The organism is Nocardioides sp. JQ2195, assembly GCF_012272695.1.
In the GTDB taxonomy this organism is placed as follows: domain Bacteria; phylum Actinomycetota; class Actinomycetes; order Propionibacteriales; family Nocardioidaceae; genus Nocardioides.
Genome location: NZ_CP050902.1, coordinates 1,771,636 through 1,796,238, shown reverse-complemented (window position 1 = coordinate 1,796,238; position 24,603 = coordinate 1,771,636). Strand labels below are relative to the sequence as shown.

Annotated in this window: 22 protein-coding genes; 9 read left to right on the top strand and 13 right to left on the bottom strand. The window is 69.6% G+C overall.

Features of this window, described 5'->3' with window-relative positions:
• Positions 1–58: 58 nt before the first annotated feature.
• Positions 59–484, bottom strand: coding sequence for an OsmC family protein (locus tag ncot_RS08520; RefSeq protein WP_168617226.1), 426 nt, complete (start codon positions 482–484; stop codon positions 59–61).
• Between the two features lie 64 nt (positions 485–548).
• Here ncot_RS08520 and ncot_RS08515 point away from each other — a divergent pair, with 64 nt between their 5' ends.
• Positions 549–857 (top strand): Fe-S cluster assembly protein HesB, encoded by a 309-nt coding sequence (locus tag ncot_RS08515; RefSeq protein ID WP_240938135.1) that lies wholly within the window; start codon positions 549–551, stop codon positions 855–857.
• A 273-nt stretch (positions 858–1,130) separates the two neighbouring features.
• Here ncot_RS08515 and ncot_RS08510 read toward each other — a convergent pair whose 3' ends face one another.
• Complete coding sequence (locus ncot_RS08510) at positions 1,131–1,277, bottom strand: hypothetical protein (RefSeq protein WP_168617225.1); 147 nt, start codon at positions 1,275–1,277, stop codon at positions 1,131–1,133.
• A 326-nt stretch (positions 1,278–1,603) separates the two neighbouring features.
• Between ncot_RS08510 and pepN the strand changes: the two genes are divergently transcribed.
• Positions 1,604–4,075 (top strand): aminopeptidase N, encoded by a 2,472-nt coding sequence (pepN, locus tag ncot_RS08505; RefSeq protein WP_168617224.1) that lies wholly within the window; start codon positions 1,604–1,606, stop codon positions 4,073–4,075.
• A gap of 71 nt (positions 4,076–4,146) precedes the next feature.
• Here pepN and ncot_RS08500 read toward each other — a convergent pair whose 3' ends face one another.
• A complete protein-coding gene (locus ncot_RS08500; RefSeq protein ID WP_240938134.1) occupies positions 4,147–4,956 on the bottom strand; it encodes an MOSC domain-containing protein in 810 nt (269 codons plus the stop codon).
• A gap of 79 nt (positions 4,957–5,035) precedes the next feature.
• Here ncot_RS08500 and ncot_RS08495 point away from each other — a divergent pair, with 79 nt between their 5' ends.
• The 4 genes from ncot_RS08495 (at position 5,036) to ncot_RS08480 (ending at position 11,394) form a co-directional block, all read left to right on the top strand.
• A complete protein-coding gene (locus ncot_RS08495) occupies positions 5,036–6,205 on the top strand; it encodes an exonuclease SbcCD subunit D (protein WP_168617223.1) in 1,170 nt (389 codons plus the stop codon).
• Positions 6,205–9,213, top strand: coding sequence for an SMC family ATPase (locus tag ncot_RS08490; RefSeq protein ID WP_168617222.1), 3,009 nt, complete (start codon positions 6,205–6,207; stop codon positions 9,211–9,213). The genes ncot_RS08495 and ncot_RS08490 overlap by 1 nt, the downstream gene beginning before the upstream one ends.
• 128 nt (positions 9,214–9,341) lie before the next feature.
• Positions 9,342–10,373 carry a hypothetical protein gene (locus tag ncot_RS08485; RefSeq protein WP_168617221.1) on the top strand — a complete coding sequence of 344 codons (1,032 nt, stop codon included), beginning with the start codon at positions 9,342–9,344 and terminating at the stop codon, positions 10,371–10,373.
• Between the two features lie 106 nt (positions 10,374–10,479).
• A complete protein-coding gene (locus ncot_RS08480) occupies positions 10,480–11,394 on the top strand; it encodes an alpha/beta hydrolase (protein WP_168617220.1) in 915 nt (304 codons plus the stop codon).
• A 66-nt stretch (positions 11,395–11,460) separates the two neighbouring features.
• Here the strand turns inward: ncot_RS08480 and ncot_RS08475 are convergent, their stop codons facing one another.
• Positions 11,461–12,846 (bottom strand): wax ester/triacylglycerol synthase family O-acyltransferase, encoded by a 1,386-nt coding sequence (locus ncot_RS08475; RefSeq protein WP_168617219.1) that lies wholly within the window; start codon positions 12,844–12,846, stop codon positions 11,461–11,463.
• Positions 12,847–12,931: 85 nt separating this feature from the next.
• Between ncot_RS08475 and ncot_RS08470 the strand changes: the two genes are divergently transcribed.
• Positions 12,932–14,221: an alpha/beta hydrolase gene (locus ncot_RS08470; RefSeq protein WP_206065244.1), complete on the top strand. Its 1,290-nt coding sequence runs from the start codon at positions 12,932–12,934 to the stop codon at positions 14,219–14,221.
• A 13-nt stretch (positions 14,222–14,234) separates the two neighbouring features.
• Here ncot_RS08470 and ncot_RS08465 read toward each other — a convergent pair whose 3' ends face one another.
• Positions 14,235–16,352, bottom strand: a complete 2,118-nt coding sequence (locus tag ncot_RS08465; protein WP_168617218.1) for an acyl-CoA dehydrogenase — start codon at positions 16,350–16,352, stop codon at positions 14,235–14,237.
• 108 nt (positions 16,353–16,460) lie between these two features.
• On the opposite strand from ncot_RS08465, the gene ncot_RS08460 reads away from it, so the two are divergent.
• Complete coding sequence (locus tag ncot_RS08460; RefSeq protein WP_168617217.1) at positions 16,461–17,111, top strand: class I SAM-dependent methyltransferase; 651 nt, start codon at positions 16,461–16,463, stop codon at positions 17,109–17,111.
• On the opposite strand, the gene ncot_RS08455 is transcribed toward ncot_RS08460, so the two are convergent.
• The 3 genes from ncot_RS08455 to ncot_RS08445 are packed head-to-tail and all read right to left on the bottom strand — an operon-like array spanning position 17,076 to position 20,173.
• Positions 17,076–18,182, bottom strand: a complete 1,107-nt coding sequence (locus tag ncot_RS08455; protein WP_168617216.1) for a prenyltransferase — start codon at positions 18,180–18,182, stop codon at positions 17,076–17,078. The two genes, ncot_RS08460 and ncot_RS08455, sit on opposite strands and share 36 nt — an antisense overlap.
• Positions 18,172–18,930: a class I SAM-dependent methyltransferase gene (locus tag ncot_RS08450; RefSeq protein WP_168617215.1), complete on the bottom strand. Its 759-nt coding sequence runs from the start codon at positions 18,928–18,930 to the stop codon at positions 18,172–18,174. Before ncot_RS08450 ends, ncot_RS08455 begins: the two co-directional genes overlap by 11 nt.
• A gap of 4 nt (positions 18,931–18,934) precedes the next feature.
• Positions 18,935–20,173: a glycosyltransferase family 4 protein gene (locus ncot_RS08445; RefSeq protein ID WP_168617214.1), complete on the bottom strand. Its 1,239-nt coding sequence runs from the start codon at positions 20,171–20,173 to the stop codon at positions 18,935–18,937.
• 198 nt (positions 20,174–20,371) lie between these two features.
• On the opposite strand from ncot_RS08445, the gene kstR reads away from it, so the two are divergent.
• On the top strand, positions 20,372–20,977 hold the full coding sequence (gene kstR, locus ncot_RS08440) for a cholesterol catabolism transcriptional regulator KstR (protein ID WP_168617213.1): 606 nt from the start codon (positions 20,372–20,374) through the stop codon (positions 20,975–20,977).
• Positions 20,978–21,079: 102 nt separating this feature from the next.
• Here kstR and ncot_RS08435 read toward each other — a convergent pair whose 3' ends face one another.
• From ncot_RS08435 to ncot_RS08415, 5 genes are all read right to left on the bottom strand, one after another.
• Entirely contained in the window at positions 21,080–21,835 is a 756-nt protein-coding gene (locus ncot_RS08435; protein WP_168617212.1) for a glucose 1-dehydrogenase, read from the bottom strand.
• A gap of 82 nt (positions 21,836–21,917) precedes the next feature.
• Positions 21,918–22,820, bottom strand: a complete 903-nt coding sequence (locus tag ncot_RS08430) for a 3-oxoacyl-ACP reductase (RefSeq protein WP_168617211.1) — start codon at positions 22,818–22,820, stop codon at positions 21,918–21,920.
• A gap of 5 nt (positions 22,821–22,825) precedes the next feature.
• Entirely contained in the window at positions 22,826–23,020 is a 195-nt protein-coding gene (locus ncot_RS08425) for a ferredoxin (RefSeq protein WP_168617210.1), read from the bottom strand.
• Positions 23,021–23,026: 6 nt separating this feature from the next.
• Positions 23,027–23,521 carry a pyridoxamine 5'-phosphate oxidase family protein gene (locus tag ncot_RS08420; protein WP_240938133.1) on the bottom strand — a complete coding sequence of 165 codons (495 nt, stop codon included), beginning with the start codon at positions 23,519–23,521 and terminating at the stop codon, positions 23,027–23,029.
• The gene (locus ncot_RS08415) at positions 23,521–24,516 is read right to left on the bottom strand and encodes an NAD(P)/FAD-dependent oxidoreductase (protein WP_168617209.1); all 996 of its coding nucleotides are present in this window, start codon (positions 24,514–24,516) and stop codon (positions 23,521–23,523) included. Before ncot_RS08415 ends, ncot_RS08420 begins: the two co-directional genes overlap by 1 nt.
• Positions 24,517–24,603: the final 87 nt, after the last annotated feature.

Below are 24,603 nucleotides of genomic sequence, written 5' to 3'. Positions count from 1 at the left end.
GGCGGGATCGTAGGCGACAGGCGGTCCCGCGCCGTCGTCGCGGGCCACCCGACTGGGATCAGGCCCGGTGGTACTCCACCTCGGTGGGCAGCGCGACCGTGCGGCTGACCGTGCACAGCCGGTCGCGTGACATCTCGATGGAACGCGGCAGGAACTCGCGAGCCGCGTCGCCCGCGTCGCCTTCCGGGAACACCACGTTGAAGGTGATCTGGACATTGGTCAGGTGGTTGCCGTCGTCGTCGCGGACCTTGTCGGCCGAGCAGTGCACGTCGAACGACTCAGGCTGGGCGCGCTTGCCGGTGATCGCGTCGACGTCGATCGCGCTGCAGCCGGCAATCGCCGCCAGGAGGAGCTCCACCGGGGTGAAGTCAGGGTCCTCGCCCGACCCGATCGGCAGCACGCCGCCTCGCTTGTTGGTGGCCTTGTAGCGCGCATCCCCGATGCGGGTCAGGTCGATGCTGCGCAGGGTCTCCGAATCGCTCATGCCCCGAGCCTGCCAGATGGCTGCGTTTGCGTCAGCGCCCCGGCCGCGCAAGGGTGGGTGAGTCATGCACGCAATCGACGAAGGAGAGCACATGCTCAACCTGACCGAGAATGCCAGCACGATCGTCAAGGACATCGCCGACCAGGGCGGTCCCGAGACCGCGGGACTCCGCATCAGCAGCGACGACTCCTCCGAGCAGGCCTTCGCCGTGAACGCTGCGGCCCAGGCCGAGCCGGGTGACCAGGTCGTCGAACAGGATGGCGCGACCATCTTTCTCGACGAGAACGCCGCGCTCCAGCTCGACGACAAGGTGCTCGATGCCGCCGTCGACCAGCAGGGTGGCGTCCAGTTCGCCCTGGCCCAGCAGGCCTGAGCGCAACGGTCCGCCGAGGCGGCACGAACTGAACAGTTCGTGCCGCCTTGCCGTTTCCGGGTGCCCGCGCGTCAGGCACCGGTCAGGGTCGAGAGCAACCTTCTGGTCGGTCCTCGCACGAAACCCAGCCCGAATGTCGTTCTCGGCGGTGCGGCGGAACCGGCCGCCCCTCTCGGCCACCGACCACGACCCGTCGCTGACAACAACCCGGCCCAAGAGACGCAAAAGGGCCCGGGGAGCTGACTCCCGGGGCCCGATGGGTGCGCTGCTGGCTCAGAAACCACGCAGGCGACGACGCTCCCGACGTGCCTCCGCGCGGGCCTGCTTCAGCTCGCGACGGTATGCCGCGTCCTCACCCTGGTGGGTCCGTCCGGCGACGATGCCCTGGGCGATGTACTGGCCGATGTACTGGTCCTGCATGGTGGCTCTCGGTTCCTCTCGCGTCGTCGTTGACGCTGCTCGATCGGTAATGTGCAGCTCAGGCGAGCTGCCTCTTACATTCTAGGGCGTCCCGAACACCCCTCCTGACCGTTTCGAGGGTGATCTCGGGCACCATTCACGGGCACTCGGCGTCGTCGCCCTCCACACGGTCTCGCTGGTCGGGCGCACGCCCTCCTCGACGAGGTCAGGGCTCGCAAGGCCGACACCACTGCCGTCCCGCCACGGCGCCGGCACCGTGATCGGTCGCGGGGAGCTCCCCTTTCCCCGGGTACCCGGGGCAAGGACTCAACTCGTAGGGTGCTGGCGTGGACTCCCCCCATCGCAGCCTCCAGCTGACCGAAGCCCGTGCCCGGTTCGACCTGCTCGACGTCACGGCGTACGACGTGGTGCTCGACCTGGCCGGTGACGAGAAGACGTTCACGTCGCTGACCACCATCGACTTCACCAGCCGCGGCGGCGAGACCTTCGTCGACCTGAAGGCGAGTCACGTCAACCGGATCACCTTCAACGGCCGCCACGTCGACCCGGACCTGGTCGTCCGCGGACGACTGCCGTTGGTCACCGACACCGGTGAGAACCGGCTCGTCGTCGATGCCGTGATGCCGTTCCGCAACGATGGCGAGGGCCTGCACCGCAGTGTGGACCCGGCCGACGGGCGCCACTACGTCTACGGCATGTCGTTCATGGACGCGGCGCCGACGATCTTCGCCTGCTTCGACCAGCCCGACCTGAAGGCGCCCTACACCTTCCACGTCACGGCGCCGAAGGACTGGACCGTCATCGGCAACGCCCCCGGCACGCGCGTGGAGACCGGTCCCGAGTCGTCCACGTGGGAACTCGAGCAGACGCAGCCGCTGTCGACGTACTTCGTCACGCTGGTCGCGGGTCCTTACCACGTGATCCACGACGAGCACGCCGGCATTCCGCTCTCGCTGAGCTCGCGCCGGTCGATCGCGAAGGCCCTCGATGAGGACGCCGACGAGCTCTTCACGATGACCAAGCAGTGCTTCGACGAGTTCCACCGCCTGTTCGGGATCCGCTACCCGTTCGGCAACTACCACCAGGCCTTCGTCCCCGAGTTCAACGCGGGTGCCATGGAGAACCCCGGCTGCGTGACGTTCCGCGACCCGCTGCTGTTCACCAGCAGGGTCACCCGCGGCGAGCGGATCCAGCGGGCCACCACCGTCGCCCACGAGATGGCCCACCAGTGGTTCGGCAACATCACCACACCGAAGTGGTGGGACGACCTGTGGCTCAACGAGTCCTTCGCCGAGTACATGGGCAACCGGGTCGCTGCCGATGTCACGCAGTACGACGACGCGTGGATCCATGCCGGTTATGCCCGTCGGCAATGGGGTCTGGTCGCCGACCAGCGTCCGAGCACGCACCCGGTGGCCGGCAACGGTGCGGTCGACGCCACCGCAGCCCTGCAGGACTTCGACGGCATCTCCTACGCCAAGGGCTCCACCATCCTGCGTCAGCTCAACACCCGCCTGGGTGACGAGGTGTTCTTCGGCGGCGTGATCGACCACTTCGAGCGCAACCGGTTCGGGAACGCGACGATGCACGACCTCTTCGCCTCCTGGGAGCGCGCGGGCGCCGGCGACCTCTCCGCGTTCACCGACACCTGGCTGCGCACGACCGGCGCCGACACCCTGACGCTCGACCGCGACGCGGGCGTCGTACGCCGTACTCCCCCGGCCGGTCAGACCGCGGCCCGGGACCACGCGATCCGGTTGGCCGTCGGCACGACCGGGGGTTGGCAGCTGCGCGACCTGGTCCTCGACCGCGAGGAGACGCCGGTCGAGGTTCCGGCCGGCGCACCCGTCGTCCTCGATCCCGATCTCGTCACCTGGGCCCTGCCGATGCCCGACGACCTCTCCCTCTCCGGCTTCCAGGAGACCATCGGTGCCACGGACGACCCGGCCATCCGACTGGGGATCTGGAACGCGGTGCGCTCGGGCTTCCACAACGCGCGCATCGACCCCGAGGACGTGATCCGCCTCGCCGAGCAGTCGCTCCCGAGCGAGACCAACGACGATGCGCTCCGGATGACCCTGCCCTTCCTCAACGGGCAGGTCACCGCCGTGAGCAGTGATCCGGTGGCGACGAGCGGGCGTGTCCATGCGGCCTGCCGCGCCCTGCTCGAGAGGGCAGCCGCGGGCAGCACCACCCAGCTGGCGGCCTTCCAGGGGGCAGTGGCGTCGAGCCACGACGTCGCCGACCTGCGCGGATGGTTGGCCGGCACGGCCCTGCCCGCAGGCCTCGAGGTCGATGCCGACCTGCGCTGGCGCCTGTTGATCCGGGTCGCCACCCTCGGCGGGACCGATCGACCGGCCCTCGACAAGGAGCTGCAGCACGACCCGAGCACCAAGGCCCGGGTCGACCACGCTGCCGCGGTGTCCAGCCTGCCCGACCACGAGGCGAAGGCCTGGGCCTGGTCCCACTTCGACGGCACCGAGGCCGCCGCCAACTACGAGCTCCTGGCCTGCGGCACCGGCCTCTGGCGCGCCGGCCAGGAGGAGTTCACCGCGCCGTACGTCGAGCGCTACTTCGCCGAGCTCCCCGATGCCGGGTCGGTCCACTCGGGATGGGTGCTCGGCAACGTGACGGAGTTCTTCTTCCCGATCTCCTCGCTCGAGGAGTCGACGGTCGAGCGGGCCAAGGCGCTCATCGAGCGGGACGGGCTGGACCTCACCATCCGTCGCAACCTCGTCGACATGACCGACTCCCTCGAGCGTCTCCTGGCGATTCGCCGGGCCTTCCCCCCGCGCTGATCCCCCGCGCAGATCCGCCCGATAGTCCCCAACGTCTCGCAGGTGATCCGGTCGAATCCACCTGCCAGACGTTAGGGAGTATCCAAGAGGGTGACCGGGTCGCCGGGCCGGATCGTGCCAGGGCGTACGACGGCCGCGTCGACCGCGAGGAACGGCTCGCCCGCCTCGTTGCACGGACGGAAGCCGGCCAGCGCCTTGAGGATCGGGGTGTCGGCACGGCCGGTCAGCGGGTGCTGGTTCGGCACGCCGCAGCGGCCGATGCGACCGTTCACGCGGACCACGACCTCACCCACGACCAGCTCCCGTCCGAGCCAGCCGTCCTCGACCCACGGCTCCGCTGTCTCGATGACCAGGGTGCTTCGGAACCGCTCCGGCTGGAGCACCGGCTCGGGACGCCCCATCCGCTCGGCGAGGTCCTGCAGCGAGGCGGTCCCGACCACGCTCACCGGCGCTCCGTAGACCACGGCGCCGCGTGCCGCCCTGGCGAGGAACACCGGTCGCCCGATCCGCTCGGCCAGCAGCCGCGCCGGCTCCCCGTCGTACGGCGTGACGAGGGCCGGGCGCCCCCAGTAGTCGACCTCGACCGGGGGGCCGCTGGCGGAGACCCGCCCGGAGACGAGGCGTCCGTCGGCGAGCGCCACGCGGAGGGACTCGCCGTCGGCCTCGATCGACAGCTCCATCAACGGGTTCGCGACAGTGCGCACGACCTGCAGTCGGGCCGCGTCCACCAGGCACCAGACCCGGTCACCCAGGGGCCCGTGGGCATCGAGGGTGACCTCGTCCAGGGACAGGTGCCGGGTGCCCTTGATCGCGGCCAGGCCGACGCGACGCACGACCATCGGTGGGATGGCTGCAGGATCGGGCTCTGGCGGCGTGCTCATTCCCGAAGAATAGGCGCCGAACCGGCATCGCGGGCGTGGGAGGCCAAGGACTGTCGGTGGTCCGTTCTAGGTTCTTCCTGTGCGCATCCTCCACACCTCCGACTGGCATCTCGGGCGTTCCTTCCACCGCGAAGGCATGCTCGAGCACCAAGCTGCGTACGTCGACCACCTGGTCGAGGTCGTCGAGTCGGAGAAGGTCGACCTGGTGGTGGTCGCCGGAGACATCTACGACCGGGCGTTGCCGCCGGTCGACGCCGTCCGCCTCGCCAACGAGACGTTCACCCGGATCGCGCGCTCCCGGGCGAAGCTCGTGGTCACCAGCGGCAACCACGACTCCGCACAACGACTCGGCTTCGGGGCGGAGCTGATGGATGCTGCCGGCGTCTTCGTCCGCACCAGCTCCTTGTCGATCGGCGCGCCGATCATGCTCGACGACGAGCACGGACCGGTGGCGGTCCACGGCCTCCCCTACCTCGACCCCGACCTGGTCCGTGAGCCGTGGGGCCTGGCCGAGCGCAGCCACGAGGCCGCGCTCACCGAGGCGATGCGGCGGGTCCGGGCCGACCTGGCCACCCAGCCCAAGGGCACCCGCTCCATCGTCATGGCCCACGCGTTCGTTGCCGGCACCAAGCCGGTCACACCCAGCGAGTCCGAGCGCGACATCAGCGTCGGTGGTGTCAGCATCGTGCCGACCGATGTGTTCGACGGCATCGACTACGTCGCCCTCGGCCACCTGCACGGTCGCCACACGCTGAGCGAGTCCATCCGCTACAGCGGCTCACCGTTGGCCTACTCGTTCTCCGAGACCGGGCACCGCAAGGGTTCGTGGTTGGTCGAGCTCGACGCCAGCGGTGTGTCCGCCGCCGCGTTCATCGACGCACCGGTCCCCCGCGCCCTCGCGCAGATCCGTGGCGACATCGAGTCGCTGCTGACCCGCACCGACCTCGACTCCCATGAGTCGGCCTGGGTGCAGGCGACGCTGACCGACGACGTCCGTCCGGTGCGCGCGATGGAGCGGCTGCGCGAGCGGTTCCCCCACACCCTGGTGCTGGCGTTCGAGCCGGCCAACGGACGCACGGCGCGACTGCCGTCCACCCGCCCCGCCGCCGGCACGTCAGACCACGCCATCGCCGTCGACTTCCTCGCCGAGATGCGCGGCCGTCCGGCGAGCCACGAAGAGGCCGCGCTGTTGCGCGACGCGTGTGACTCCTGCAGTCCCGACCACGACCTCGACCGGGTGGTGAGCTGATGCGGCTCCACCACCTCGAGGTCACCGCGTTCGGGCCCTTCGCCGACACCTCCTCCGTCGACTTCGACGACCTGTCCTCGGCCGGGCTCTTCCTGCTGAGCGGCCCCACCGGCTCCGGCAAGACCTCCATCCTCGACGCGGTCTGCTTCGCCTTGTACGGCGACGTCCCCGGCGACCGGAACACCGCCAAGAGGTTCCGTTGCGACACCGCGGCCCCGGGGGTGGCGCCTCGGGTGCGGCTCGAGGCAACCCTGGCCGGACGCCGCTTCCGACTGACCCGATCACCCGCATGGAGCCGTCCCAAGAAGCGCGGCACCGGCACCACGACCGAGAACGCATCCGTGCTGGTCGAGGAGCGCATCGAGGGCGAGTGGGTCAGTCAGTCGACCCGCCTCGACGAGTCCGGTCACCTCGTCACGGGACTGCTCGGCATGACCATGCCGCAGTTCTGCCAGGTCGCGATGCTGCCCCAGGGTCGGTTCCAGATGTTCCTGAGGGCCAAGTCAGAAGATCGCCACAAGCTGCTCCAGCAGCTCTTCAGCACCCAGCGCTTCGAGGACATCGAGCGGTGGATCCGGGACCACGCCCGACGGCTCCACCGGCAGAGCCAGGAGCTGCAGGGTGCGGCCGCCCGCGTCGTCAGCAGGATCCTCGAGGCCACCGGAGAGGGCCTCCCGGAGGCATGGTCGAGCGACGACCTGACCCCGCAGATGGACAACGACGAGCTCACTGCATGGGTGACCTCACTCGTCGCCGTGCAGCAGGAGCAGGCAGCTGTCGCGAGCACCGCACTCGACGAGGCCGAGCGGGCGGAGCAGGTGGCCCGTGAACGGCGCGACGCGGGGCACCGCACCGCAGACCTGCAGGCTCGGGGGGCCAGCGCCCGAGCAGAGGTGCAGGCCCTCACCGAGGCCGACGACCAGCAGCGGGAGCGTCGTCTCCGGCTCTCCTCGGCCCGTCGAGCCGCCCCGGTCGTGCCGCTCCACCGCCTCGTCCGGGCCTCAGCCCAGCAGCGCGACCGTGCCGTCGAGCAGGCCCGGACCGCACGCGCTGGTGTCGACGAGCTGCTCGGTCTGCACGACGCGACTGACGAAGCCCTGCGCCACCTGGTCCGCGACCTGGTGGCCGCAAGGACCCTGGCGATGAATGCGCTCCCCCGTGAGACCGAGCTCATCGGCCTCCGTCGGCGCATCGATCGCGGGCGCACGGAGCTGCAGGACCTGTCCGCCCAGGAGGCCCGGGACCTGGCAAGCACCGAGGAGCTGCCGCCCAGGATCGACGAGCTGCGCGCCCGACTGGGCCAGGCCCGTGAGGCCGCCGCACACGCCGAGCGGCTGTCCGGCGACGTGGCCGGCCTCGACCTCCGCCTGAGCGCCCGTGCGCGCGCGGACGGTCTCCGGGTCGAGCTCGAGCGGGCCACCGAGCAGCGCCGCGTTGCCGTCGACACGTGCCAGGGCCTCAAGGAGACGTGGCTCGAGCTCACCGAAGCACGCATCCGCGGCATGGCGGCCGAGATCGCCACCGAGCTGGCCGTCGGCGCCTCGTGCCCCGTCTGCGGCTCCGCCGAGCACCCGCACAAGGCCGAGCCTGCCGCGGGCGCACCCACGGCCGAGTCCGAGAAGGCCGCTCGCAAGGCGTTGGAGGATGCCGAACCGGCCCGAGTCGCCCTGGAGGACAAGGTCCGCGAGCTTACCGCGACCCTCGAGCACGCAGAGAGCGACGCCGGCGACGAGCCCGCCGACGAGCTGCGAGCCCAGCGCGCCGAGCTGGAGGCCCAGCGCGCCGCAACTGCCCGGGTCGGGCGCACCACGGGTGAGCTCGAGTCGTCGCTGACCCTCGCCGAGCGCACCCTCCAGTCGGCGACCGAGAACCTCGCCGCCACCCGCATCAGGCTGGCCGAGACCCGGACCCGCCTGGAGGCCGACCAGGCCGCCGCCCGGGAGATCGACGACGACCTGCGTGGGCTGCTCGACGGCACGGGCCACGACCACCTCAGCCAGCTGATCGCCCACCACCAGCAGGCGATCGAGGTCTGCGAGACCGCGGTGCGCCTCGACGCCGAGGTCGCGGCAGCCACCGAGCGTGCAGACGAGTCCCGGGCTGCACTCGACGGCTGGCTGGACGAGCACGCGTTCACCGACCTGGGGACCGCGCTCGACGCCGTGCTCACCGATGCCGCGTTCCAGTCCCTCGAGCAGGAGGCGTCGCGCCACGAGACCCGGCTCGCCGCTGCTCGAGCCGTGCTGGCCGAGGCCGACGTCGCAGCGGCGCTCGAGCTCCCCGCACCCGACCTGGCCGTCCTCGACCAGGAGACCACCCGATCCCGCAACGAGCTCGGCAGCGCGCGGACGCAGGCCCAGGTTGCCCGCACCCGCGCCGCCCGGCTCTCCGCCTTGTCCGACGGGCTCGCCACGGCTCTCGCGAGCTGGCGTCCGGTGCACACGTCCCACGCGGTCGCCGCTGAGCTGGCCGCCTTCGTGGAGGGCAAGTCGGCCGACAACGAGCTGCGCATGCGACTGTCGGCCTATGTCCTGGCCTGGCGCCTCACCCAGGTCGTGGCCGCGGCCAACGAACGACTGCTGCGCATGAGCGACCAGCGCTACACGCTCGAGCACACCGGCCGTCGTGGCGCCGGGGAGAGCCGCGGTGGGTTGAGCCTGCTCGTCCTCGACGAGTGGTCGGGCGAGCTCCGCGACCCTGCCACGCTGAGCGGTGGCGAGACGTTCGTCGTCTCGCTCGCCCTCGCCCTGGGCCTGGCCGACGTGGTCACCCAGGAGGCCGGTGGCGTCGAGCTCGACACGCTCTTCGTCGACGAGGGCTTCGGCTCCCTCGACTCGCAGACCCTCGACGACGTGATGGACACCCTCGACGCGCTCCGCGACGGTGGCCGAGTGGTCGGCGTGGTCAGTCACGTCGCCGAGATGCGCAGCCGGATCCCCACCCAGCTCCGGGTCGGCAAGGACCGGGGCTCGGGTTCCTCCACGGCGGTCGTCCGCGACGCCTCCTGATCGTCGACCGTGCCCGAAATGGGGCATTTTGCGCGCTCGGCCACCGTGGCGTCCGAGTCCCTCATAGATTCAGGCACCGGCGAGAGTCGCCGCACTCGGGAACCAGCGTGCACAAGGGGATCTCCTCCATGAACTCACACCACGGGGCCCGACGCAGGGCCGTAGCCATCATCGGAACGCTGGCCACGGGCGCTGCCCTGGCCCTCACCTCAACGCAACCGTCCGTCGCCGAGTCGGCGTCGGCCCCGGGCAGCTCCGCTCGTGCCGCCGCCATCTCCTCGACAAGCTTCTACGCCACCGGCATGGCGAGGACGTCGTCGGGCAAGAAGCTGCGGGTGAGCCTGAGCGCCTACAAGTCGACCAGCGCGTCCTTCAGCATCTCGCTCTCCGCCCCCGGGGAATACCACTCATGGTCGTTCCGGGCGCCGAGGTCCGCGGTGAAGATCAACTCCAAGGGTGCCGGCGTGGTCAAGCTGACCTCGACGCAGACAGGCGGCCTGGGCAAGGTCAAGCTCCGGCTGAAGCCGGACGGGAAGTTCAAGGCCGCCAAGTGCGGCGGCAAGGTCTACTCGAAGTCGCGCAACGTCAAGCTCTCCGGCCCGTTCTTCTTCAACACGAAGACGAAGGCCTGGGGCAAGGTCGGCAGGAAGACAGGGAGCTTCTCCTTCAAGGACACCCGGCGGGTCAGCTTCTCCTACAACGTCGACTGTCCCGATCCGGAGTACCAGAACCCCTGCTTCACCAGTCTCAGCTGGTCGGCGTACAAGTCATCGGCCAGCTCCTTCGTCAGCATCAGCGGCAGCAAGTCCGGCAGCACCACCAGGGTCAGCGCCAGTCGCAGCGTCGCGCTGAAGCCGAACGGCGCCTATCGCTACGACTCGGTGTCCAAGAAGGCCAAGGCGCCGGTCCTCACGGTGGCTCCGGACGACAACGCCAAGATCAAGGTCTACGGAACCGGCGGCTCGGCCACGGGGAGCTCCAGCTTCCCGTCCACGCCCTCCACGAGCGCCTGCGACAACGGGACCCAGCACCGGGTGACCTGGTTCGGCACCTTCACCAACGGGAGCCCGTCGCTCGTGGTCAAGGCCCAGGTCTTCGGCAACTTCAAGCTCGGCAACACGGCGAGCATCTCCTTCGGCAGGAGCTGGCGCACTGACTGACGCCCCCTCGGAGCCGGCCGGCGCTGCGTCGGCCGGCTCCCGCGCGCCCAACCCGCGACGGAGCCTGATTCTGTAACCTGTTCCACCTGAGGACAGGAGAGCACGGATGTTCACCACACCCCGCCAGCTGGTCCGCACCCTCGTCCCGATGCCCGGGGCGAACGTCCCCGAGGGCCGCATGGTCGAGCTGCCCGGTCGCGGCAGCACGTTCGTCACCGACACCCCGGGCCCGACCCCGGACTCCCCCGTCGTCGTCCTCCTCCACGCTGTCGGCACCACGGGCCTGCTCACCTGGTTTCCGTCCGTCGCACCCTTGGCCGAGAAGTACCGCGTGATCACTCTCGACCAGCGCTGGCACGGCCGCGGCGTCCAGTCCGAGGAGTTCTCACTGCGCGACTGTGCCGATGACGCCGTCGCCCTCCTCGGTGTGCTGGGCGTGCAGCAGGCGATCTTCGCCGGCTTCTCGCTCGGGTCGATCGTGGCCCAACGAGTCTGGCGCCAGCACCCTCGACGCGTGGCCGGACTGGTGCTGTGCGCGACCACGGACCGCTTCCGGTCCACGATCACCGAGCGCCTGTTCCACGAAACGATGGAGCTCTCCATGGGTGGTCTGCGAGGCATCGCCCGGTCGAGGGCAGGCAACACCGCGGCACGGGTCGCCGGCCGAGTGCTCGACATCGATCCACCTGACGTCCACGAGTGGGCGCTCTCCGAGCTCGGCTCCACCAACCCATGGGCGGTCGCCCAGGCCGTCGCAGCCCTCGGCCGTCATCACTCGCGCCCCTGGCTCGGGCGCATCGACGCACCCACGGCCGTGGTGGTCACCCTCCACGACAAGGTGATCCCGCCTGCCCGCCAGCTCGACCTGGCCCGCAGGATCCCTGGTGCGACCGTCCACGACATCCCGGCAGGGCACGCCAGCTGCGTGCTCGAGGCCGAGGTCTTCGTCCCGGCCCTCGTCGAGGCGTGCGTCACCGTCTCGGCCCGCGTCCACGACGTCCCGCGCACGGCCAGGCGTTGACGCCCGAGCCGGACCTCCCTCAGTCGACCCGTCCAGCCCTCTGCGAGCCCGGATGCTGCGTGGGACTCAGAGGGCAGAGCTGCGGAGCCGCTCGAGCTCGCGGGGGAACTGGGAGACCAGTGCATCGACGTCGCTCACGGACTCCGAGCAGGCGATCACACCGACGTGCAGGCGGCCGTCGTTCGACATCACGGTGATGTTCACACCGGCTCCGTGGAAGACCGGTCCGAGCGGATAGAGGCCGTCGACCCGGGCTCCGGCGAGATAGATCGGGATCGGCGGTCCGGGCACGTTCGAGATGACCAGGTTGTGCACCACCGGATGCTTCTCGGCGAGCCGCAGCCCCGCGTAGGCCCGCACGGCGAGACCGAACGTGCGCGGGGCGGCGAACTCGGCCCAGTCCTGCAGGGCGTCGGCACTGATCGCCTGGTGGTGCTCCTTCGCATGGCGGTTGCTCAACGACATCGCCTGCAGGCGCTCGAGCGGGTCCTCGACGTCAGTGCCCAGCCGGGCGAAGAGGGCCGAGACCTTGTTGGCACCCGACGAGCGCTTGCTCTTGCCGCGCACCGAGACCGGCACACTGGCCACCAGCGAGGTGGCGGGCAGCTCTCCCCGGTCGGCGAGGTAGGAACGCAACGCTCCTCCGGCGAGCGTGAGCACGACGTCGTTGACGGTCGCACCCGTCGCGGTCTTGAGCTCCTTGACCTCGTCCAGGTCGAGGTCGGTGAAGCCGATCGAGCGGTGGCCCGTGATGGTGCCGTTGAACGAGGTGCGCGGAGCACTGAAGGGGGCGGCCATGGCGATGCCCTGGCGCGCCCGGTCCACGGTCTTGGACACCAGCTGGGCCGACGGCTGCAGCAACCTGGTGATCGCGAACGGCTTGGTCGCGTTGGACAGCACGCCCCGGCCGAGCAGCTCCAGCCCGCCGGGCGTCCGGGCGTGCGGCTTCGGATCGGTCGCCGCCAAGGGCTCCGCATCCGGCTCGAGGCTGCACAGGTGGGAGATCAGGTTCGATCCGGACGCGCCGTCCACGGTCGCGTGGTGCATCTTGGAGAACACCACCACCTTGTCGCCGTACCCCTCGATCACCCACATCTCCCACAGGGGCCGACTGCGATTCATGGTCAGGCCGGCGAGGTGCCCGCACAGCTCCACGAGTTCGTCGTACCCACCCGGGCTGGGCAGGGCCAGACGGTGCAGGTGGTTGTCGATGTCGAAGTGGTGGTCGTGGACCCAGACGGGGTGGTCGAGGTCCAGCGGCACCCGGCGCAGCCGACGGGTGAACTCCGGGACGTCGATGACCCGGTCGCGCAACGTCTCGCGCAGGCCGGCGTACGTGTAGCCGCCCGGGATCGTGCTCGGCTCGAGGACGATCAGCCCGCACACGTGCATGAGCTGCGCGGGCGTCTCCAGATAGAGAAAGCTCGCGTCGAGGCCACTGAGTCGTTCCATGCCGACATTCTAGACCTAGAATTGGAACACGTTCTAGTTTGGCCGGCCGTCCCGGTCGCTCAAGGCCCCGGCTAGCATCGTCGTCGTGGCCTTCCTACGTCGTCAACTCGTGACCGCAGCTCTCACCGTCAACGCCATCCGGCCCCTCCCCGGGCTGCGCGCGGGGATCCCGTCCTTCGCGGCCGGCTGGATGACCAACGAGCTGGCCCCACACCTGCTGGCACTGACCGCAGCCGACACCGTGGCCCATCTCGGACCCAAGCGCGGCAACAAGGCCGGCCTGGCCGTGGCCGCGCTCAGCATGGCCGGTCTGGGCTACCTCGTGCGTACGGCGAACCAGGTCCAGAAGGGCGTGGAGGAGGCGCTCTCCGAGGGCATCGGCGTGGACTACGTCGAGCGCCTCGACGCCGCCCCGACCCCGGCCGAGCTGGCCACCGACTGGCGGTCGTTGGTCAACCCGTTCAAGCTGCTCAACCCCGAGGTCGAGGTGATCCGTGACATCGCCTACACCGACGCCGGGCGGCGCGGGAAGCTCGACATCTACCGGGCGAAGGGACAGGAGCTCAGCGATGCCCCGGTGCTGCTGCAGGTCCACGGTGGCGGCTGGACCATCGGGGACAAGCGCGAGCAGGGCCTGCCGTTGATGATGGAGCTGGCCGCCAAGGGATGGATCTGCGTGGCGATCAACTATCGCCTCTCACCCAGGAACGCATTCCCGGCCCACATCATCGACGTCAAGAAGTCGATCGCCTGGATCCGGGAGAACATCGCCGCCTACGGGGGCGACCGGGACTACCTCGCGATCACCGGTGGCTCCGCAGGTGGGCATCTCGCTGCCCTGGCCGCCCTGACCCCCCACGTCAAGGAGTTCCAGCCCGGCTTCGAGGACGTCGACACCAGCGTCCAGGTCGCGGTCCCCCACTACGGCCTCTACGACTTCGCCGGTGCCACCGGTCTCAGGTCGATGATCCTGATGCGTGACAAGTTCTTGGCACCGAGGATCATGCAGAAGCGTTGGAAGGACGACCCCGAGGCCTTCGAGGCTGCCTCGCCGATCCTGCAGATCACCCCCGAGGCACCTGACTTCTTCGTCATGCACGGCACCAACGACACGCTGGTGCCCGTCGAGCAGGCCCGACTGTTCGTGGCCAGGCTGCGCGAGATCTCGAAGAGCTCGGTCGTCTACGCCGAGCTCCCGGTCGCTCAGCATGCCTACGAGATCTTCAAGTCGATCCGCGCCGGCCACGTCACCAAGGCCGTCGACCGGTACCTGCACTGGCACTGGAACGGCTACCGCCAGGGCGTGGAACCCTCCGACGTCGACGCCGACCAGCTGATCGACAGGGCGCAGGACGACGCCGACACCTCGAGCTGACTCACCCCGCAGGTCACCGAGGCAGTCCGAGGATCCGCTCCGCCGCGACGTTGCGCAGGATCTGTGTGGTGCCCCCGGCGATCGAGAGGCAACGGGTCAGCAGCATCTCGTGCACGGCGTCCTCCGCCAGCTCACCACCGAGCACCACCCGGTCACCGAGCAGGTCCACGACCAGCTCCGACGCGTCCTGACGGTTCCGCACGGTGAGCAGCTTCGCGACGCTCGACTCGGCCCCCGGGCCCTGTCCGGCGAGCGACCGGAACGTCGTGCGCAGTCCGAGCAGGGTGCACACCGTGGACATCGCCACAGCCTGGCCCACCCGCGCCCGTTGGGGCCCACCCAGGTCCGCGGCCAGGCCGATGGCGCGCTCGACACTCAGGTCGAGCTTGCTCCCGGCCATCGCCACCCGCTCGTTGGAGAGGGTCGTGCGAGCCAGGCGCCAGCCGTTGTCGACCTCACCGACCACCAGGTCGTCGGGAACGAAGACATCCTCGAGGAACACCTCGTTGAACAGGGCGTCGCCGGTCATCTCCCGCAACGGACGGACGTCGATCCCGTCGGCGGTCATGTCGACCAGGAAGTAGGTGATCCCCTGGTGCTGGGGGACGTCCGGATTCGTCCGGGCCAGGCAGATCGCCCAGTGCGCGTCCTGGGCGAGCGAGGTCCAGACCTTCTGCCCGGTCAGTCGCCAACCACCGTCGACCCTCACGGCACGGGTGCGCAACGAGGCGAGGTCCGAACCGGCACCCGGCTCGCTGAACAGCTGGCACCAGACGAGCTCACCCATCAAGGTCGGCCGGACGAACCGCTCGCGTTGCGCGTCGGTGCCGTGGGCCAGGATCGTCGGCACGGCCCAGGCTCCGATCTTGATGTCGGCCCGGGTGACCCCCGCTGCGGCCAGCTCCTGGTCGATGACGAGCTGCTCGAGGGGCGCAGCGGCCAGGCCGTAGGGTGCCGGCCAGTGCGGCATGAAGAGCCCACTGTCGACCAGCGCCCTGCGTTGCGACCGGGCGTCGAGCCCGGCGAGCTCGTCCAACCGGGGACGGAGCCGTTCACGGACCGCCGCGTCCTTCCCCGCGAAGTCGAGCCGCACCGATCGGCGTACGCCGTCGCCGGCAGCCGCAGCCAGGGCGGTGGCGAACCCGTCAGCGCCCCCGAAGAGGGCGCGCAAGGAAGCCGCGCGGCGCAGGTGGAGGTGCGCGTCGTGCTCGAAGGTGAAACCGATCCCGCCGAGGACCTGGATGCAGTCCTGAGCGACCCGGACGGCACCGTCGAACGCGATCGTGCCGGCCACATCGGCGGCGAAGGACCACTGGCCGTCGTCTCCGAAGGCCACCGAGGCCGCGTCCCAGGCGACGGCAGTGACGGCCTCCGAGGTCTCGAGCATGCCCGCGCAGAGCTGCTTGACCGCTTGGAAGGAGCCGATCTTCGCGCCGAACTGCTCGCGGACCCCGGCGTGCTCCACCGCGGTCCGCAGGCACCAGCGTGAGATGCCGGACGCCTCGGCGGCGGCCAGGGTCACCGCCGTACGCCGCACCAGGGTGGCCGAGAGGTGGGCCACCTCCACGACGTCCGCGAGGGGTACCTCGGTCAGGGTCACCGTGCCGAACCGGCGGGAGAGGTCCGGACCTGTCGCAGCCGTCACCTCGACGCTGGAGGTGGGCACGACGAACCACCGGTCCTCGGCCCCGACGAGCAGGTGGGTGACCGAGGGCGCGTCCCACACCACGTCCACCCGTCCCCCCAGGCACTGGCCGACGACCCGGAGCGACGGGAGCAGCCCCACGCCGACCGACATCTCGCCCGACGACAACGCAGTGGCGACCTCCGGCACGTCACGCAGGACGCAGGCGGCGACCGACGTCGCGAGCAACGGGCCGGGCAGCATCTCGTGGGCGCAGGCCTCGAGGGCCACCGCGACGTCGAGCACGGACCCCCCGCCGCCGCCGTGCTCCTCGGGGATCGCGATGCCGATGAGGCCCATGTCGCCGATCGCCGCCCAGGTCTCCTCGAAGCGGGCCGTGGCGTCGCCCTCGGCAGCACGAACCTGGTCGGCGGCGCCGAGCGAGGCGCCCCACTTGCGCAGGGTCGAGGCGAGCTCGACGTGGTCCGCGGTGATGCCGATCGACACAGCGACTCCTTGAAAGGGAACGGGATGGTGGGCGACCAGGTCGGGAGGGCGACCTCGTGCCGACCTAGAACGTGTTCCAATATTGCCATGAATAGGCTCTCCGGTGTGATGCCCATCGACCTTCTGGACCATGCCCTCGCCGCCAAGGGCTTCATGCCCGAGGACGAAGGCCTCCTCCTGCACCGGATCGCCCGCCAGCAGCTGCCGACCGGGCCAGCGCTCGAGGTCGGCACCTATTGCGGCAAGTCCGCGATCTATCTCGGCGCCGCCGCGCGCGAGGTGGGCGGCACGGTCTTCACGGTCGACCACCACCGTGGCTCCGAGGAAAACCAGGCCGGATGGGAGCACCACGACCCCGAGACGGTGGACCCCGAGCTCAACGAGATGGACACGCTGCCGTTCTTCCGACGCGCCGTGCGCCGTGCCGGCCTCGAGGACGTCGTGGTGGCCGTGATCGGCCGCTCGACGACCGTCGCGCAGCACTGGCGCACTCCCCTGTCGATGCTGTTCATCGATGGGGGCCACGCCGAGGAACATGCCCAGAACGACTACACGGGCTGGGCGAAGTGGGTCCAGCCGGGCGGCATGCTGGTCATCCACGACGTCTTCCCCGACCCGGCGGACGGCGGGCAGCCGCCGTACCACGTCTTCCTGCGCGCTCTCGAGAGCGGCGCCTTCACCGAGGTGGAGGCCCTGGGCTCGATGCGTGTCCTGGAGCGGACCTCAGGAGAGGCCGGAGCGCTCCAGGGCGTCGGCTGAGGCGCAGCCGCACTCCAGGGCGATCTCACGGAAGTGCGGTCCGAAGGTCGCCCCGCGCATGATGTCCGAACCGCCGGTGCCGTGCCCCAGGGCGTCGACCGCAAGGATCACCGCCGCCGCTGTGTACGTCGTGTGCTCCGGCGGCCAGTTCACCTTGTCCGGGAACACGTAGCCGGTCCAGTACTTCCCGTCGTCGGACCGGAGGTGCTGCATGTCGGCCAGCAGCTGCAGGGCACGGTCACGATCGCCGAGGGCGTCGAGCGCCATCACCAGCTCGCAGGTCTCCGCGCCGGTGACCCACGGGTTCTTGCTGACGCACCGGATCCCGAGGCGGTCCTCGACGAAGGTGTCCCAGCGCGCATCGATCAGGGCCTTGCCGTCCTCGCCGCGCACGGCGCCACCCAGGACCGGGTAGTACCAGTCCATCGAGAACTCGGACTTGTCGAGGAACTCACCGCGGTGCTGCCGCAACGCGTGGCCGAGCCGACCGCCGGCCAGTTCCCACTCCGGCTGGGGATCGTCCATCAGGTCCGCGAGCGCCACGCCGGCGCGCAGTGCCTGGTAGATGCTGGAGGAACCGGCAAGCAGCGCCTCTTCGTTGACCTTCGCCGGCACCCCGTCGGCCCACTCCTGCGACCAGGAGATCCCACCGAAGGGAAGCTGCAACGACACCACGTAGTCGAGGGCGCGCTGCACCACCGGCCAGAAACGGCGCACGAACCTGACCTCACGCCGGACCAGCCAGTGGTGCCACACACCGACTGCGAGATAGGCGCACATGTTCGTCTCACCGCTCGCGTCCTCCACCGAGCCGGCGACGATCTTCATCGGCCAGGAGCCGTCCTCGCGCTGCCACTCGAGGCACCACTCGTAGGCTCGCTCGGCCGCCTCGACCTGGCCACCGACCAGCAGGGCCATCGCGCCCTCGACGTGGTTCCACACGTCGACGTGCTCGCCCACGGTCCACGGGATCGCGCCGTCCGCCTCCTGCATGGCCGCGATCGACGCGGCCGTCTCGGCGACCTCGGCGGCACTGAGGATGCCGTGGACTGCGGGGACCTCAGGCAGCATCCGGCTTGGTGAAGTAGAGGACCATGCTCTTGCCGATCACCGGGTTGAGCACCTTCTCGGCGAGGCGGGTCGCGACGCTCCAGCGTGGCGTCCTCATGATGTCCCACACCAGCACCTGGTGGTAGGCCCTGACCAGCGGGTGCTGGTCGTTGTCCACGCCGACCGCGCACTTGATCCACCAGTACGGCGAGTGCAGCCCGTGGGCGTAGCCCTTGCCGTCGAAGATCATCGCGACGCCGGGTTCACCGTCGTTGTCACGACCACCCTTGGTCACCTTGTCGATCAGCTCGTGGTCGGTGTAGATGCGGATGTGGCCCCCGGTCGCGTTGTGGTAGTCGTCGGAGAGCCTCCAGTTGATCACCTCGGGGAGCCAGCGCGGCACCGAGACGGCCAGTGTGCCACCGGGACGCAGGACCCGGATGAGCTCCTTGATCGCCTCGACGTCCGCGGTGATGTGCTCGAGGATCTCGGCGGCCACGATGCGGTCGAACTCACCGTCGGCGAAGGGCAGCGCCAGCGCGTCGCCCTCCTTGATGTCGGCCTCGGCTCCCTCGGGCACCTCGCCGGCATCCTTCATCGCGGCGAAGAGCTCGCGCACGTTGGCCAGCTCGTCGCCGTCGCGGTCGAAGGCGATGACATCGGCGCCACGGCGGTACATCTCGAACGCGTGACGCCCGGCGCCGGCCCCCATGTCGAGGACCCGCTCGCCGGGACGCAGCCCGAGGCGGTCGAAATCAACGGTCAGCATCGCTTCACCTGGCACCTTCGTGGTTGTCGATCACTTCTTCGTACGCCGCGGCGGTGGCCTTGGCGACCGCACGCCAGCTGAACTTCTCGAGGACTCGTTCACGACCGGCACGTCCCATCCGCGCTCGACGCTCGGGGTCGTCCAGCAGGGCAGCGATCGCCGCGCGCAGCTCCTCGACGTTGCCCGGCTCCACCAGGTCGGCACAGAGACCGTCGGGGCCGACCACCTCGGGGATGGCACCGGCGCGGCTGACCACGAGCGGTGTCTCGCAGGCCATCAGCTCCGCCGTCGGCAACGAGAAGCCCTCGTAGAGCGACGGGACCACGGCGAGCTCGGCCGAGCCCATCACCTCGACGAGCTCGGCGTCGGAGATGCCGTTCACGAAGCTCACGGCATCGCCGATGGCGAGCTTGTCGATGAGTTTCTCCGTGCGTCCACCGGACTCCGGCTTGGTGACCATGACCAGCTCCAGGTCACGCTCGGTGCGCAGCTTCGCGAAGGCCTCGAGCAACGTGTGCACGCCCTTGATCGGGGCGTCGGCGCTGGCCATCGCAACGATGCGGCCGGGGACGCGTGGCTTGGTCGGCGGCGCGAAGACGTCGTCGGCGCCGAGCGGGATCACCTCGATCCTGCCGGGGTCGACACCGAAGTCCGTGACGATGTCGCGCGCCGAGGACTCCGAGGGCGAGAGGATCTTCACCGCACGCCGGGCCACCTTGCCCTGCATCTTGAGGAAGGCGTACCACCGGTGCAGGCTCAGCTTCTTGCGCCAGTTGGGCGCAGCCGCCAGGTCGAGCTTGCGGTCGAAGGTGATCGGGTGGTGCAGGGTGGTGATCAGGGGAATCCCGGCATCCATGATGTCGACCATCCCGTGGGCCAGCACCTGGTTGTCGTGGACGATGTCGAAGTCGTCGCGACGCGCCTTGATCAGCTTGGCCACGCGCATGCCGAAGGTCTTCGGCTCGGGGAACCCGGCCGTGCACATGGTCAGGAACTCCTCGACATCGATCAGGTCCCGGAACTCCTTGAGCTTGGGGATCCGGAAGGGGTCGGGCTCGCGGTAGAGGTCGAGGCTCGGCACCTTGGTCAGCTTCACCCCGTCGTCGAGCTCGGGGTAGGGCTGGCCGGAGAACACCTCGACGTCGTGGCCGAGTGCCACCAGCTCGCGGCTGAGGTGTCGGATGTAGACACCCTGGCCACCGCAGTGGGGCTTGCTTCGATAGGACAGCAGTGCCACTCGCATCACTGTCACCTTCTTCCTGTTCGGCCTGTCCCACGACGCGCGTAGTGGAACGTGTTCCTATTATGGTCCACGAGGCAGTAGCGTATGCGTTGAGTCCAACGCCGAGCGCACCGGTTTCGTTTCCGATCAACCGGCACGGTTCCCCCAAGTTACCCGTGGGTTGCCTCACGCGAGTATCCCTGACGAGAGAGGAAAGCCATGAATGCACTGAACTCCCTCACCCAGGAAGAGCTCGGATCCGCAGCCCAACGCGACCGTCGCAAGCGCATCCTGGACGCCACCATCGCCCTCGCCTCGCGCGGCGGTTTCGATGCGGTGCAGATGCGCGCGGTCGCCGAGCAGGCCGATGTCGCCCTCGGCACCCTCTACCGCTACTTCCCCTCCAAGATCCACCTGCTGGTCTCGGCGTTGGGTCGCGAGTTCGAGCGTTCCCAGGCGGCGACGTCGGGCAAGCCGATCCCGGGTGACTCCGCCGAGGCGCGGGTCAACTTCGTGCTCGGCCGCACCACCAAGATCCTGCAGAAGGACCCCAACCTCACCGAGGCACTGACTCGCGCCTTCATGTTCGCCGACGCCAGTGTCTCCGCCGAGATCGAGCACGTCGGCATGATGCTCACCAGCGTCCTCACCGAGGCGATGAGGGCCAGCAGCGACCACACCGAGCCCACCGAGGAGGAGATCGCCATCGCCCGTGTCATCGGCGACGTCTGGCTCTCCTCCCTGGTCGGCTGGGTCACCGGCCGCTCGTCGGCGACCGACGTGGAGAAGTCGATGTCGGTCGCCGTGCGCCTGCTCCTGCGCTGACAACCCCAGCGCGCCGAGTCGGCACGTGTTGACGACCCAGCACGCCGAGTCGGCACGTGTTGACGCCTCGACGCGTCAACACGTGCCGACTCGGCGTTGGGACTAGCCGCCGAAGGCGTGGGTGGCCGTGACGCCACCGTCGATGGCGATCTCGGCCCCGGTCACGTAGCCGCTCTCGTCACTGGCCAGGTAGACGTACAACGGCGCGATGTCCTCGGGGGTTCCGACCCGTCGCATCGGCACCTTGCTGGCGCCGTACTCCATGGCCGCGTCACCGCCGTGCTCGCGGGTCATTCCGGTGTCGATCATGCCGGGATGCACCGAGTTCACCCGGACGCCGCGGCCGCCGAGCTCGAGCGCCGCCGCCTTGGTCATGCCGCGGATGGCGAACTTGGTCCCGGTGTACGCCGCCAGGCTGCCCATCCCGGCAAGCCCCTCGACGGAGGACGCGTTGACGATGGAACCCTGCTTGTTCCTGCGCATCGTCGGAGCCACCGCGCGCATGCCGAGGAAGGTGCCACGCTGGTTGATGCGCACGAGCAGGTCGAACTCGTCGAGCGCCATCGTGTGCAGCTCACCGAAGCGCAGCACGCCGGCGTTGTTGACGAGCACGTTGACGTCGCCGAACGTGGTGCTGGTGAAGTCGACGATCGAGTTCCACGACTCCTCGTCGCTCACGTCGTGACGTTGGAAGCGCGCCGCATCGCCGAGCTCCGCGGCCAGCTCCTCACCGGCCTCCTCCGCGATGTCCCCGATGACGACCTGTGCGCCCTCGGCCACGAAGGCGCGCGCAATGGCCGCGCCCTGTCCTTGCGAACCGCCGGTGACGATCGCGATCTTGCCGGCCAGTCGGCCCATGGTGAATCCTCTCGAGCAGGGTGAGTCGGCGGCGTGGGTCACGCCGCCAGGAGAACGTCCCGGAGCCGGGACCAGTGCGGGGTCAGACGGACAGCTTCATCACGGAGTCGGCGGAGAAGCTGAGAGAAGGATCCCGATCCACGAAGTAGCCACCGAGCTGCTTCGACAGGTCCTCGAGGTCCCAGGTCGCCCCGCTGGCATCGAAGCGTTGCTCCACCACCGGCGGGGCCAGCAGCGCCACCATGCCGCCGTAGACCACGAACACCTGGCCGTTGATGGCCTCGGCAGCGGGCGAGGCCAGGAAGGCGACCACGGGGGCCACGTGGTCGGGCGAGTAGGGATCGACGTCCTTGCCCGACTCGTCCTCACCGAAGACCGCCTCGGTCATCGCCGTCCGGGCTCGCGGGCAGATGGCGTTGGCGCGGACACCCAACCTGGCCAGGCCGCGGGCAGCCGAGAGGGTCAACGCGCTGATCCCGGCCTTGGCCGCGGCGTAGTTGGCCTGGCCGGGCGATCCGGAGAGGAACGCCTCGGACGAGGTGTTGACGATGCGTCCGTAGACCGGTCCACCCGTCTCCTTCGACCGGGCTCGCCAGTGCGACGCCGCGTTCCGGGTGAGCAGGAAGTGGCCACGCAGGTGCACCTTGATCACCAGGTCCCACTCGTCGTCGCCGAGGTTGAACAGCATCCGGTCCCGGGTGATCCCGGCGTTGTTGACGACCGCGTCCAGGCTGCCGAACTCCTCCAGGGCGGTGGAGACCATCAGGTCCGCGGTGGCCCGCTCCCCCACGTCGCCGGCCGCGATGCGCGCTTCTCCCCCGAAGCCACGGATCTCCTCCGCCACCTCCTCGGCCGCCCCGGGGAGGTCGTTGAGCACGACGCGGGCGCCGGCTCGCGCCAGGGCGACGGCTTCGGCCCGCCCCAGGCCGGCTCCCGCACCGGTGACGACGGCGACGCGGCCGTCCAGGTCGAGGTCGTGCGACATGCGGTTCAGTCCTCCACGATCGAGATGGCCGACCGGGGGCAGGACGCGACGGCGCGCTCGATGTTGCCGCGGTTCTCGTCGGTCACGTCGTCCTGCAACACCTGGAGGTAGTCGTCGTCGTCCAGCTGGAACGTGTCGGGAGCCAGTGCCTCACAGAGCGCGTTGGACTCACAGAGATCGAAGTCGACCTTGACCTTCATGACATTTCATCCTTCCTTCGGTGCTGACGATTGCTCGAGCATCTTGCGGTGGTCCCACGAGCTGACCTGCTCGGGAGTCACGATGACTGCGACCCGCTTGGCCGCCTGGCGGCGTACTTCCCGGGCGCCCAGGTCGCCCAGCTGGTCGAACGAGGACGCGCCGACCATGCGGGTGGCCACGGCGGCACCGATCTCGAAGATCCGCCCGGGTTCGCGGACCAGCTCCGCGGTTCCCTTGATCGAGGCACCGCGCAGCTCGAAGTAGTCGGTGCCGTCCTCGACCAGGCAGGTGATCCGTGGATCACGTTCGAGGTTGCGGATCTTCTGCGACCGGCCGTAGGTCCAGAACGCGATCCGGCCGTCGTCGAGGACCACGTAGAACAGCGTGGTGAGGTGGGCGGTGCCGTCGGTCCCGACGGTGGCGACCTGCACCTTCACGTTCTCGCCCAGGAACGCCGCCAGCTCGGCGTCGTCGAGGCGAATGGCGTCGCGACCTGACATCAGCTTCCTTCACTTGAGTGGCCCGGGAACACGTGGGCAGACGGGTCGATGGCGACAGCGGCGTTGTTGACCGCGGTCGCGGCCTCGCCGAAGCCGACGGCGATCAGTCGCACCTTGCCGGGGTACTCGGTGATGTCCCCGGCGGCGAAGACCCGGGGCAGGTTGGTCCGCATCGCGGAGTCCACCACGACGTGTCGCTTCTCGAGCTGGAGGCCCCACTCCTTCATCGGCCCCAGGTCCGCGATGAAGCCCAGCGCGGCGACGACTGCCTGGGCGGGCCGCGTGGTGGCCTCGCCGTCCACGGTGACCTCGACCTCCTCGAGGCAGTCCTGGCCTCGCAACGCGCTCACCTCTGCCCTGGTGATGATCTCGACGCTGGACTGCCTGACTCGCTCCACGCTGCGCTCGTGGGCACGGAACGCGTCACGACGGTGCACCAGGGTGACGGACTTCGCGATCGGCTCGAGATGGATCGCCCAGTCGAAGGCGCTGTCCCCGCCGCCGACGATCACGACGTCCTTGTCGGCGTAGGGGGCGAAGCTGGGCACGAAGAACTCAACTCCACGGCCCGTCCATCCGTCGGCGGCCGGCAGTGCCCTGGGGCTGAACTTGCCGATGCCGGCGGTGATCAGCACGGCCGCCCCCCGGACAGTGGTCCCGTCGTCGAGCCCGACCGTGACGACGTCGCCGTCGACGGAGAGGCTCACCGCGCTTCGTCCCAGGACGTACGTCGGGTTGGCGGTGTTCGCCTGCTCGACGAGCCCCGTCACGAGGTCGCGACCCTTCACGTGGGGGAAGCCGGCCACGTCGAGGATCGCCTTCTCGGGATACATCGCGCTGATCTGGCCCCCGAGCTCGGGCAGCGAGTCGATCATCGCGACCCTCAGCCCGCGAAACCCTGCGTAGTAGGCGCTGAACAGGCCGGTCGGCCCCGCGCCGATGATGATCAGATCGGTCTCGACGGTGGCGACGGAGGAGGTCTCAGTGGGCGACATGGCCTGATCCTTCCCTTCCCGGCGCACAGATCTCAAGCAACACGTCCAGCCATCCTGCTGGAACGTGTTCTAGTTTTCCGCAGAATC